Below are 13,761 nucleotides of genomic sequence, written 5' to 3'. Positions count from 1 at the left end.
AAGAGAACGTGCGGGAGAGCGGGCGGGTGGGGGTGGCGCTCGGAGCGATGCGTCGGCATGTGGAGGAGCGGCGGAGCCTGCTGGAGGGGCTAGGAGCGTTGTACGCGCGCGGGTACGCGCTGGACTGGAAGAAGCAGCAGGCCGAGGGAGGGCGGGTGGTGCTGCTGCCGAGCTATCCCTGGCAGCGCGAGCGGTACTGGTTCAGCGCTCCGGCCATCCCGGCGCGGCGTCCGAGGCAGGCGCTGTCGGTCCGGAGCGGTGCGGCGCATCCTCTGCTCGGCATGTCGACGAGCGTGTCGGCGCTGCCCGGTATGCACCTCTGGGAGCAAGCGCTCTACAGCAACTCACCCGCATACCTGGAGGATCATCGCGTCCTGGAGCAGGTGGTGTTCCCTGCAGCCGGGTACGTGGAAATGGCGCTCTCGGCAGGGGTCGAGATCTTCCCTGGGGCCGTGGTCTCGATCGAGGACCTGACCCTCGATCGCATGCTCGCCTTGCCGACCGATGAGGAGCGAATCGTGCAGACCGTGCTCACCGCCGAGGGGGACTCGGTTGCATCCTTCCAGATCTCTAGCCGCGCCGAGAGGGAGACAGGATGGCAGCGGCATGCGGTGGGGAAGGTGCGGGGGAGCCAGGGCGAAGCGCTACCCCCTACCACGACAGAGCGCCCCGCAGCGCTCCGAGCGCGGCTGGGTACAGTCCGCACGGGAACGTCGCATTACTCGGACCTGCGAACCCTCGGTCTGGATTACGGGCCCGCATTCCAGGGCGTCGTCGACATTGCCCTGGGCGAGGGCCAGGTGCTCGGGCGCGTTCAGCTCCCCGAGCGGATCAAGGGGGCAGGTCACACCGTGCACCCTGCGCTCCTCGACGCGTGCTTGCAGGTCTCTGCCGGCCTCTTCGGGGCGAGAGGTGCGGATGCCGCCAGCGAGGAAGCCCCCTATGTACCGGTAGCGATCGCGAGGGTGCGCGTGCATCGCCTGCCGGAGCGCGAGGTGTGGGTGCTCGCAGGGATGTCCGCGGACCAGGGCACGGAAGACGCGCGGGAGCGCGTCGTCGACCTGCGCCTGCTGGACGAAGATGGGGCGACTCTGGTCGAGGTACTGGGCATGCGGCTGCGGCGGGTCGAGGGGGCGCTGCGTGCGCAGCGCGGTCTCGAGGAGCTGCTCTTCGAAGTGGCCTGGGAGCGGACGGAGCCCTCGCCAGAGGCGAGCCTGTCGCGCGAGGGGGCGTGGCTCATCTTCTCGGATCGAGGCGGGGTTGGCGCGTCGCTGAGAGCGTTGCTCGCGCACCGCGGGCAGCGCTGCGTGCAGGTCGTCGCGGGGACTGCATACGGCCGGATCGAGCCCGACGTGTACCGGATCGACCCGCAGCGCCGCGAGGATCACGGTCGCCTCATGCGTGACGCCTTCGGCGAGGGAGGGGCCTGCCTGGGGGCCGTACACCTCTTCAGCCTGGACGCCACTCCCTTCGACCACGCCACGCCGGAGAACCTGAGCGAGGATCTCGCGCGTGGGACCGAGAGCGCAGCTTACCTCGGGCAAGCGCTGCTGCGGCAGGGGTGGAGGGACATGCCGCGGCTGGTCCTGATCACGCGGGGAGCGCAGCAGGTCGCTGACACAGACGAGATCGCCGTCTCCCAGGCGCCGCTCTGGGGGCTTGGTCGGACGATCGCCCTCGAGCATCCGGAGCTGCGATGCTTGCGCATCGACCTGGATCCTGCTGCTGGAGCGGGAGACGCTGCGCTCCTTCTCCGTGAACTCGTCGCACAGAATCGGGAGGATCAGATCGCGCTGCGGGGAGGCGTCCGCCACGTCGCGCGGATCGTGCGCGGACGCGTGGAGGCGCACACGCCACGCGCATCCAAGCCTCAGGTGCGCTACCGGCTGGAAGCGAACGCGTCTTACCTGATCACGGGTGGGCTTGGCGGGCTCGGTCTTGAGCTGGGGCGCTGGATGGTCGAGCGCGGCGTGAAGCACCTCGCGCTCGTGGGGCGTCGGGCCCCCGACGAGCGCGCCCGCGTGGCCATTGCTGCGATGGAGGCGGCCGGCGCGCGCGTGCTCACCGTGCAGGCCGATGTCGCGCGGCGCGAGGACGTCCAGCAACTCATGGAGTCGGTCGGGCGGGAGGGGCCACCGCTCCGCGGGGTCGTGCATGCAGCGGCGGTCCTGGACGACCACACGCTGCTCGAGCTTTCCGCCGAGAACTTCAGGAGCGTGTTCGCTCCGAAAGTGCTCGGAGCCTTTCACCTGCACCAGGCCACGGGGAGCCAGGAACTCGCGTTCTTCCTGATGTACTCGTCCGCAGCGGCGCTCTTCGGCTCTCCGGGCCAGGGCAACTACACGGCGGCGAACGCCTTCCTCGATGCGCTCGCGCGCCTCCGCGACCGGACACATCGTCCCTCGATGAGCGTCCAGTGGGGCGCGTTCTCGGCGGTGGGGCTCGCGGCGGCGGAAGACATCCGCGGCAAGCGGATCGAGGCTCGCGGGTCAAGGAACCTCACCCCCGAGGAGGGGCTCGCGGGGCTCGCGCAGCTCTTCGAGCACCCACGTCCGGAGGTTGCTGTTGCCCGCTTCGACGTGCGGCAGTGGCTGGAGTTCTACCCGCGGGCGGCGGCGCTCCCCTTCTTCGCGGTGCTCCAGGGGGAGGCGGGGGCGACGCGCCGGGCTCAAGGCGACGCGCGGCGCGTGCTGGAGGAGGCGCCCCCCGCCGCGAGGGAAGGGCTGCTCCGGCGGCACCTCCTCGAGCAGGCGGCGAGCGTGCTGCGCGTCGATGTGACCAGGCTCGATCCTGCCGCTCCCCTGCAGAGCTCCGGCGTCGACTCGCTGATGAGCCTTGAGCTGCGCAACCGGCTGGAGGCGAGCCTCTCCGTGCGTCTCTCGGCGACGCTCCTCTTCACGTACCCGACCGTGGCTTCGCTCACCGGCTACCTGCTCGCGGAACTCTGGCCGGCGGAGCAGGAGCCGCCGCAGCACGCCGTGGAGGCGCCATTGTCAGACAAAGGCGCGGTGGTGGCGGCTATCTCCCAGATGACCGAGCGAGAAACCACGCTGGCAGTGGAAGCAGAGCTCGCGGCCCTTGAAGACTACCTGCAATGAGCAAGACGCACCCGACGATGTCACCCGAGAACACCCACGCGGATGGCGTGACCACGCCGGCGGCGGAGCTCACGCCGCTCCAGCGCGCCCTCATGGCACTCCGCAAGGCGCGATCGACGATCGAAGCGCTGGAGCAAGCGAGGTCGGAGCCCATCGCGATCCTGGGGATGGCGTGCCGCCTGCCGGGAGGCGCGCATTCGCCAGAGGACTTTTTCCGTCAGCTTGAGGATGGCCTCGATGCCGTCACGGAGGTCCCCTCCGACCGCTTCCGGGCGGATCTGACCGATCAGGATCAAGCTGATCCGGCAGCGAGAGGCACCCGCTGGGGGGCCTTTCTGAAGGAGGATGTACGCCTCTTCGATGCTGCCTTCTTCGGGATCTCGCCCCGCGAGGCGCACGCCATGGATCCGCAACAGCGCTTGCTCCTGGAGGTCGCGTGGGAGGCCCTCGAGTGCGCCGGACAAGCGCCGGAGCGCCTGGTGGGGAGTCGCTCCGGGGTGTTCCTCGGAATCATGAACACCGATTACGCCGAGCTCTCCCTGTTCGGCGACCCGGCCGCTCAGGACCTCTACGCCGCCACGGGCAACGGCCATTGCTTTCCGGCCGGCCGCCTCTCGTTCACGCTCGGACTTCAGGGGCCGAGCCTGGCGGTGGACACTGCCTGCTCTTCGTCCCTGGTCGCCGTGCACCTCGCGTGCCGGAGCCTGCGGAGCGGCGAGGCATCGCTTGCGCTCGCGGGGGGAGTGAACCTCATGCTGTCCCCCTCACCATCGCGCATGTCTGCCAGGCTCGGGGCGCTCGCGCCCGACGGGCGGTGCCGGAGCTTCGACGCGGGCGCGAGCGGGTTCGTGCGCGGAGAGGGTTGCGGCATCCTGGTGCTCAAGCGCCTTTCGGATGCCGTGCGGGATGGAGATCCGATCCAGGCGGTGATCCGCGGGTCGGCGGTGAACCAGGACGGCCGCTCAACCGGGCTGACGACGCCGAACGTGCTCTCCCAGCAGGCCTTGCTGCGGCAGGCGCTGGAGGACGCCCGGGTCGCGCCGGAGGACATCGGATTCGTCGAGACGCATGGGACCGGGACTCCGCTCGGTGATCCGATCGAGTTCGAGGCTCTCCGGACGGTGCTGGGCAAGCCGCACACGGATGGATCGCGCTGCGTGCTGGGCGCTTTGAAGACGAACATCGGACACCTGGAGGCCGCGGCAGGCGTAGCTGGACTGATCAAGGCCGTCCTGTGCCTCCAGCGCGGCGCTATCCCGGGAAACCTCCATTTCGAGGCGCTCAACCCGCGCATCTCGCTTGAGGGAACGCCCTTCTCGATCCCCACCCAGCGCGAGGTGTGGCCAGGTACGAAGCCGCGGCTCGCCGGGGTGAGCTCCTTCGGGATGGGCGGAACGAACGCGCACGTGGTGCTGGAGGAGGCACCTCGGGGTCAGAGCGCTGCCACCGAGGCCGTCGCGACGTCGAGCCACCTGCTCCCGATCTCGGCGAGGAGTGCCGAAGCGCTTGAAGCGCTCGCTCGCTCCTACCGTGATCTCTTCCTTGCAGACGGCGCGCAGCTCCACGACGTGGCTTACACGGCGAGCGTGCGGCGTAGTCATCACGAGCACCGGCTCGCGGTGGTGCGTGGATCCAGGGAAGAGATGGCGACGGCACTCGCATCGTTCCTGGCGGGCGAGGAGCCCGCAGGCGTCACGCAAGGCAAGGCGTCAGGCTTGCCGCCGAAGGTGGTGTTTGTCTTCCCCGGTCAAGGCTCGCAGTGGGCGGGCATGGGTCGGCAGCTCCTCGCGGAGGAACCCGTGTTCCGCGAGGCGCTTGAGGCATGCGACGAGGCGATCGGGCGCGAGGCAGGCTTCTCCGTGCGCGACGTGCTGGAGGCCGAGGACTGCGCGCAACGGCTTGAGGCCATCGACGTCGTGCAGCCCGTGCTCTTCGCCGTCGAGGTGGCGCTCGCGGCGCTGTGGCGCGGATGGGGCCTCACGCCTGACGCCGTGGTGGGCCACAGCATGGGTGAAGTGGCCGCGGCGCACGTCGCAGGCGTGCTGTCGCTGGGAGACGCCGCTGCGATCATCTGCAGGCGCAGCCGGTTGCTCCATCGCGTCAACGGTCAGGGAGCCATGGTGATGTGCAAGCTGTCGCTGGCGCAGGCCGAGGCCGAGCTCCGTGGCTACGAGGGGAGGCTGAGCGTCGCCGGGAGCAACGGGCCTCGGTCGACCGTGCTCTCAGGCGAGCCTGCGGCAGTGGACGAGTTCGTCGCGGGGCTCGAAGGGCGTGAGATCTTCTGCCGGCGGGTCAACGTAGATGTGGCGTCGCACAGCCCGCAGATGGATCCGCTGCGCGAGGAGCTCTTCGTCTCCCTGCGCCATGTGGCGCCGAGGAGCGCTTCCCTGCCGATGTGCTCGACCGTGACGGGCGCGGCAGTTCGGGGTGACGAGCTGGGCGCCTCTTACTGGGCGGACAACCTTCGTCAGCCAGTGCTGTTCGCGCAGGCGATCAGCGCTCTTCTCGACGCTGATCACGCGATCTTTCTCGAGATGAGCCCCCACCCCATCCTGACCGCGTCGGTCGAGGAGAGCCTCCACGAGAGGGGGCTACAGGGCACGGCGATCGCGGCGCTGCGTCGAGCGTCGGACGCGCGGCGTTGCTTGCAGGAGGCGCTGGCCGTGCTCTACGCGCGCGGCGTCGCCGTCCCGTGGAAGGCGCTCTACCCGCAGGGTGGCCGCGTCGTTCCTTTGCCGTCCTATCCCTGGCAGCGTGAGCGCTACTGGTTCCAGGTGGACGGGACGAACACGGCGCGGCGGGCGTCCCCGCGCCCTGTCAGGGGCGGCGTCGCGCAGCACTCCCTCCTCGGGGCGCCGTTCACATCGTCGCGCCGCCCCGAGGTGCGTGTCTGGGCGCAGCCGCTCTCGGTCCAGTCAGTACCTTGGCTCAGCGACCATCGAATCCATGGCGATGCGGTCATGCCGGCGGCCGCCTTTGTGGAGATGGCGCTTGCCGCCGGCGCATCGCTCGCTGGCGAGGAGGTGCTCTCGATCGAGCGGCTCTCGATCGATCGCATGCTGGTGTTGCCCGAGCACGGCGAACTGCTTGTCGAGGTCGAGCTGACGGAGGACGGCCCGGGTCAGGCCGCATTCCAGGTGGCGAGCCGGGCCGAAACGGCTGGGACGTGGCAAACGCACATGACGGGGCGCATGCGCCGCGTCGCCAGGCAAGAGATGTCCGAGCGCCCTCGCGAAGCCCCGGAGGCGCGGAAGATCCGACTCACGCCTGCGCTTCCCCGGGAGGCACACTACCGCCGCGTCGAAGCGACAGGCATCAAGTATGGCCCCGCGTTTCAGGGGGTCCTGGAGCTCTGGGCAGGCGGCGATGAGGTCCTCGGGCGGGTATCCTTGCCCCAGGACCTGGACGACGCGGGCTACCGCGTTCACCCGGCGCTGCTCGACGCATGCTTCCAGGTACTGGGGGCGCTCTCCTCCGGTGCCGCGGACAGTGCGATGGGCGAAGCCTATGTGCCCGTGGGGATCGAGCACTGCCATGTCGCCGGGAGCCCTGGGCGGGAGGTGTGGGTCGCGGGCAAGCTACGGGCCACGACGACAGGCCACGATGACGAGCGCGCCTTCGACCTGTGGCTCCTCGACGAGCGAGGGGAGGTGATCGTCGAGATCAGTGGCTTCCGCGTCCGTCGGCTTCCTACTGCGGGGCGTGCGGACGCGATCGATAGCTGCGTCCTCGAACTTGCGTGGCGTCGCGCGGAGCCCTTGCAGGAAGCGGCCCTCTCTGACGCTGGCACCTGGCTCCTCCTCGAAGATCGGAGCGGGGTCGGCGCCTCGCTCCGCAAGCTCTTGACTGCCGGCGGTCAGCGCTGTGTACGCGCTTTCGCGGGCGCCTCTTACCGGCGGATTGAACCGGATCTCTACGAGATCGATCCATCGAGCCATGGCGATATCCCGAGAGTGCTGCGCGACGCGCTCGGCGAAGCGGAGCGCTGCGCGGGGGCCGTGCACCTCTTCGGCTTGGACGCGGCGCCGTTTGATCAGGCCACGCCGGAGAGCCTGGACCATGACCTCTCCCGCGGGGCCGTCAGCGTGGCTTACCTCGCGCAAGGGCTCGTGCAAGAGGGCCCCGAGGGGGCGCCGCGGCTCGTCCTGGTGACACGCGGGGCGCAGCCAGTCGCCACGGATGACGCGGTGAGCGTCTCCCAGGCGCCGGTCTGGGGGCTCGGCCGCACGATCGCGCTCGAGCACCCGGAGCTTCGCTGCCTCTGCATCGACCTCGATCCGCGGGGCGGCAGCGATGAAGCAACGCTGCTTCTGCGAGAGCTCACCTCCAGCGATCGCGAGGATCAGATCGCGCTGCGCTCCTCTGCGCGCCACGTGGCGCGGATTGCGCGCGGCCGCTTCGAGCCCCAGCCCGGCGACATCACAGCGCGTACCCTCGAGCCGGCGGAAGGCCGGCCGTTCCGCCTGGAGACACCGGCGCCCGGTGTGCTGGAGCGCCTGGCGCTCCACGCCATGCAGCGGAGGCCACCGGGCCCAGGAGAGGTGGAGATCGAGGTCGAGGCTGCGGGGATCAACTTCATCGACGTGCTCAAGGCCCTGGGGACCTACCCCGGCTTGCCGCCCGGCTCCGTGGCGCTTGGCGGCGAGTGCGCCGGGCGGGTGGTCGCCATCGGTGAGGGCGTCTCCGGGATACAGGTCGGGCAGGAGGTGGTTGCCCTCGCCCCCGCTGCGTTCGCCTCGCACGCCACGACGCTTGCACGCTTCGTGGCTCCGAAACCTGGAACGCTGAGCTTCGCGCAAGCGGCGACGCTCCCGCTGGTGTTCATGACCGCCTGGTACGCGATCCATCACCTGGGCAGGGCGCGTCCCGGCGAGAGCATCCTCATCCACGCGGGCGCAGGGGGAACAGGGCTCGCTGCGATTCAAGTGGCGCGCATGCTCGGCCTCCGGATCTTCGCGACGGCGGGGAGCGAGGAGAAGCGCGCCCACCTCCGCGCTCTCGGCATTGAGGGCGTGATGGATTCGCGCTCGCTTGCCTTCGCAGTCGACATCATGGCCGCGACCGGCGGACGCGGCGTGGACCTCGTCCTGAACTCCCTCTCCGGCGAGGCGATCTCCAGGAGCCTGGACGTGCTTGCGCCCTACGGTCGCTTCCTGGAGATCGGCAAGCGGGACATCTACGACAATGCCCGTATCGGGCTCCTGCCGTTCCGGAAGAGCTTGTCCTACAGTGCCGTCGACCTCGCGGGAATGTCCGCCGAGCGGCCAGACCTGTTCGCGTCTCTGCTCCTGGAGGTGATGCAGCACATCGAGGAGGGGCGCTTCGCGCCGCTGCCACTCCAGGTATTCCGCGCGTCTGAAGCCGAGGGCGCGTTCCGCTTCATGGCGCAGGCCAGGCACATCGGAAAGATTGCGCTTGCGATGAAGGATCCGGAGATCCGCATCCTCCCCGCGCAGGACGCGCGCGCGATCTGCATCCGTGCGGACGGGAGCTACCTGATCACGGGCGGCCTTGGGGGACTCGGCCTCTCGCTGGCGCAATGGATGGTCGACCGAGGTGCGATGCACATCGCACTCGTCGGGCGCAGCGCGCCGCGTGAGGAGGCCCGCGCGGCTGTCGAGGCCCTGGAGGCCGCAGGAGCCCGCGTCGTGTGCTTGCAGGCGGACGTGTCCAGGAGGCAGGACGTCGAGCGGGTCCTCGCCACCGTGGAGGCGCGGATGCCGCCGCTCCGCGGCGTCGTGCACGCGGCGGCGGTGCTGGATGATCGCACCGTGAGCGACCTCTCGGAGGAGAGCTTCCGGAACGTCTTCGGCCCTAAGGTCCACGGCGCGTTCCACTTGCACACGCTGACCGCAGGCAAGGAACTCGACTTCTTCGTGCTGTACTCCTCGTCTGCGGCGCTGTTCGGCTCTCCGGGGCAGGGCAGCTATACGGCAGCGAATGCCTTCGTCGACGGGCTCTCGCACTGGCGAGCGCGTGAGGGTTTGCCGGCGATGAGCATCCAGTGGGGCGCATTCTCGGAAGTGGGCCTTGCGGCTGCCCAGGAGAACCGGGGAGCGCGCCTCGAGGATCGTGGGATCCGGAGCCTGTCGCCGGCCGAGGGGCTCACGGCGGTCGCGCGTCTCTTCCAGCACCCTCGGACGGAGGTGGGAGTTGCCCGGATCGACGTCCAGCACTGGGCCGAACTGTTCCCTCAGATCATCGGCGCGCCATTCTTCTCCGAGCTACTCCTTGCAGGTGACGGAAATCCGGAGCGGATCCCGGATCGTGCCAGGCTCCTCCAGCAGCGGCTCGCGGGCGCCGCTCCCGGGGAGCGGCTGCGCCTCCTCACGGAGCATGTGACCGAGCAACTCTCGCGCGTGCTCCGGATGGACACCTCCCGGATGGGCGAGCGCACCCCATTGAAGGATCTGGGCGTGGACTCCCTGATGAGCCTTGAGCTGCGTAACCGCCTCGTGGCGAGCCTGGGCATCCCCATCGGGGCGACCGTGCTGCTCACCCACCCTGATCTCGCTTCCGTGGCCGAGCACCTGGCGGGCAAGCTTGGTCGCGACGTCGTCCACGGCGGCGCGGCGCCGACTCCCGTGGCACAGGCGGAGGCGCAAGCCAACGAGCACGAGGCGCTTCCTCTGTCTCAGGGCCAGCGCGCTCTGTGGTTTCTGTACCGGATCGCGCCAGAGAGCGCCGCGTACATCGTCGGTTCGGCACTGCGCGTTCGGTCTCGGCTCGACGTGGACGCGCTCAGGCGGTCACTTGCGCGTGTCGTCCAGAGGCACGCGGTGCTGCGATCGACGTACATTGCCCATGACAGCGAGGTCTCTCAGCGCGTCGAGCGGCGCGGCGAGGCGCTCTTCCAGGTCACCGATGCCACCACGTGGCCCGACGAAGAACTCTCTCAGCGCGTCGCCGCGTTCGCCAACGTCCCGATTGACCTCGAGCGCGGGCCCATGCTGCGCGTGCAGATCTTCTCCCGCGGGCCCCTCGACCACGTGATGCTCGTCACCACGCATCACATCGCGATCGATCTCTGGTCGCTCGCCATCCTCCTTGAGGAGCTCTCTACGCTCTACGCGGGCTACGAGACCGGCGCTCCCGTGGAGCTGCCTCCGCTCCAGCACACCTATGCAGACTTCGTCCGCTGGCAGGGGCAGATGCTGGCGAGCGCAGAGGGAGAGCGGCTCTTCGCCTACTGGAAGGAGGAGCTCCGCGGCGAGCTCCCACCGCTCGAGCTGCCAGCGGACAGAGCGCGGCCCAGATCGCAGTCCTACCGCGGCGCTTCGCGATCGTTCACCCTACCTCCGGAGCTCGGCGCGCGGCTCAATGAGCTCTGCCGGAGCGAGGGGACGACCGCGTTCTCCGTCCTCCTCTCCGTGTTCCAGGTGTTGCTCCACCGGTGGTCAGGTCAGAACGACATCCTCGTCGGCTCGCCCGCGGCGGGGCGTAGCCAGGACGCCTTCCAGTCGGTGGTCGGTTACTTCGTCAACCCTGTCGTCCTGCGCGCCGACTTCGGGGACGATCCTGCGTTCAAGACCGCGCTCGCACGGACCCACCGGACGGTGCTCGGCGCGATCGAGCACCAGGACTACCCCTTCTCGCTCCTCGTGGAACGGCTGGGCGTACCCCGCGATCCCTCTCGTTCGCCCGTGTTCCAGGTGATGTTCGTCCTGGAGAAGTCGCACCGCTTCCAGGATGCGGCTGCGCTGGCTGTCGGCGAAGAGGGGACGCTCCTCACTCTGGGATCGCTGGAGGCCGCGACGATGACCCTGCCGGACCGCGGCGCGCAGGTCGATCTCTCCCTGATGATGGCCGAGGTGAGCGGGCGCTTCACCGGCTCGCTCCACTACAACACGGACCTCTTCGACGCCTCCACCATGGCCCGGATGGAAGGGCACTTCTTGACCTTGCTGGAGGGCATCACCCGGGCGCCCGAGCAGCGGATCTCGGAGCTGCCCCTGCTCCAGGCCGAGGAGCGCGAGCGGCTCCTCGTGGCCTGGAACGACACCCGGGAGAGTTTCCCCGAGGGCAAGTGCATCCACCAGATCGTCGAGGCGTGGGCGGAGCGAACGCCGGACGCCACGGCGGTGGTGTTCGAGGGTGAGCGGCTCTCGTACGACGCACTGAACACCAGGGCGAACCGGCTCGCACACCTCCTGCGCACAGCAGGGGTAGGCCCCGACGCGGTGGTTGGCCTGTGCATGGAGCGCTCGCCCGAGCTTCTCGTGGGGATGCTGGGCATCCTCAAAGCCGGCGGGGCTTACCTGCCGCTGGACCCTGGCCACCCCGCCGAGCGGCTCCGGTTCATGCTCGCCGATGCCGAGGTGCGCGTACTGGTCACGCGCGCCGCCTGTGCCCGGCCCCTGTCGGCGTACCCCGCCCGTCAGATCCTGATCGACGACGTCCGCGAAGCCAGCGACACGCGCATGGACGTCAACCCGGTGCCGGTCACACGGCCGGAACACCTTGCGTACGTGATCTACACCTCCGGCTCGACGGGGCGGCCGAAGGGGGTGTCTTGCCCTCACGCAGGTGTGGTGAACCTCATCGCCCACTTCCAGATGCTGCGGGCGCTGGAGCCTGGGGACACCTCGAGCTTCTGGTCCAGCCAGTGCTTCGACGCTTCCGTCTACGAGATCTTCTCGGCGCTCCTCACCGGCGGTGCGCTCGACATCCCTCCCGAGGACGTGCGTGTCCGCGCAGAGGCATTCATCGCCTGGCTGGGGGAGCGGCGTATCCGGGGCGCGTACATCCCGCCGTTCCTGGTCGAGCCCCTGCACGCCATGCTCGCCGACGGCGGCGGCCCTGTGTCCCTGCAGCGGATCATGGTGGGCGTGGAGCCCCTCTCGGAGCGAACCCTCGCGCACATCGCCGCGCGCGTCCCTGGACTCCGCGTCGTCAATGCCTACGGACCCACCGAGACCACGGTCTGCGCCGCGCTGTACCCCGTCGCGCCCGACGTCGCGCCCGACGTCGCGCCTGACCACCGGGCCCCGATCGGGCGTCCCGTGCAGAACATGCAGTGCTACGTCCTCGACCGTCACCTGCAGCCTGTACCCACGGGCGTCCCTGGCGAGCTGTGTGTGGGCGGCCTCGGGGTGACGCGCGGCTACCTGAACCGCCCGGCTCTGACCGCCGAGCGCTTCGTCCCGGATCCCTTCGCGCACGTGCCCGGGGCCCGCATGTACCGCACCGGCGACAGGGTGCGGTGGCGGAGCGATGGAAACCTCGAATTCCTGGGGCGGTTCGATCATCAGGTGAAGATCCGGGGCCACCGGATCGAGCTCGGCGAGATCGAGAGCGTCCTGCAGCGACACCCGGGGGTGCGCGAGGCTGCCGTGATCGCGCGCGAGGATCGGCCCGGTGACAAGCGCCTCGTGGCCTACGTCGTCCCGCAGGAGCCCTCGGGCGGGTGCAGCACGAGCGACCTGCGGAAGGCCCTGCAGCACGAGCTTCCGGACTACATGGTTCCATCGATGTTCGTGTGGCTCGGGTCGATGCCGGTCACCTCGAGCGACAAGATCGACCGGCGGGCCCTGCCGCCGCCACCCGAGACCCGCGGAGAGCACGAGGGGGCGCTGGCAGAGCCGCGGGACGCGCTGGAGTTCGAGCTGGTGCGGATCTGGGAGGAGACCCTGGCCGTGTCCCCCGTCGGGCTCCACGACGACTTCTTCGTGCTCGGCGGCCACTCACTCCTGGCCGTAGCGCTGATGAAGCGCGTCGAGCAACGGTGCGGGCAGCGGCTCCCCATCGATGCCCTCTTCCGGGCGCCGACACCTGGAGGCATGGCGGAGCTCCTGCGCGACCAGGCAACGCCGAGGCCATGGTCTCCGCTGGTCACGATCCAGCCTGCAGGAGAAGGGCGCCCCTTCTTCTGCGTGCACCCCCTGGTCGGGACGGTCATGGTGTTCCTCCCCCTCGCGCGCCACCTGGGCAAGGATCGCCCCTTCTACGGCCTTCAGGCGCAGGGACTCCTCGATGACCAGGCGACCTCCGACGACGTCGGTACGATGGCAGCCCGCTACGTCGAGGCGATCCGCGCGGTGCAGCCCGAAGGTCCTTACCTCCTGGGAGGGTGGTCGCTCGGCGGGCTCATCGCCATCGAGATGGCGAGACAGCTCCACGACGCCGGCCAGGAGATCGCGCTCCTCGCCGTCCTCGACACGGCGCCGCCCGATTTCATCCACCACAACGCGCCCCAGGACGGGTTCGAAGCTCTGATCGAGCTGGCCAAGGGCCTGGGTGTCGATTTCGCTATCGAGGACCTCGACGCGGTCGCGCCAGAGCAGCGCCTCGCCTACATACACGACCGCATCTTCGCCGCCGGGGTTCTGCCTCCGGAACTCTCCCCCGCTCGGCTGCTGGCGCACATGGACACGCACCTCAAGGCCGGGCAGCGCTACGCGCCGCGCCCGCCCTGCCGGATGACGTTCTTTCGCGCGGTCGACACGAGCTGGTACGTGTCGGAGTCGGGCCCCCTCCCGCACCTCGGCGAGGGATGGAGCGCTTGCTCGCCGCACCCTGTCGTGAACCACGACGTTCCCGGGACGCACTTCCGGATGGTCTTCGAGCCGCACATCCAGACCCTGGCGGCGCGGCTCCGCGCGTGCCTCAACGAGGCCGACTGAGCGTCCCCCCCTGACCGATCTCGCCCTTTCGTGGGCGTCGA

The 13,761-nt window shown here is 69.6% G+C and carries 2 protein-coding genes; both read left to right on the top strand.

The window, feature by feature from the left end; all coding sequences use genetic code 11:
- The coding region (locus tag CAP_RS22475) for a type I polyketide synthase (protein ID WP_044244474.1) at nucleotides 1-3,098 on the top strand (3,098 nt) is incomplete at its 5' end.
- Entirely contained in the window at nucleotides 3,095-13,720 is a 10,626-nt protein-coding gene (locus CAP_RS45265) for a hybrid non-ribosomal peptide synthetase/type I polyketide synthase (protein WP_052375665.1), read from the top strand. The genes CAP_RS22475 and CAP_RS45265, both read left to right, overlap by 4 nt.
- The last annotated feature ends 41 nt before the right edge of the window (nucleotides 13,721-13,761 follow it).

It is taken from the genome of Chondromyces apiculatus DSM 436 (assembly GCF_000601485.1).
Lineage (GTDB): Bacteria > Myxococcota_A > Polyangia > Polyangiales > Polyangiaceae > Chondromyces > Chondromyces apiculatus.
The sequence above is the reverse complement of the archived record's forward strand: the minus strand, read 5'-3'. Positions and strand labels throughout refer to the sequence as shown.

Excerpts from the sequence above, each read along its gene's own strand:
- CAP_RS45265 (WP_052375665.1), top strand. The coding sequence starts at position 3,095 with ATGAGCAAGACGCACCCGACGATGTCACCCGAGAACACCCACGCGGAT.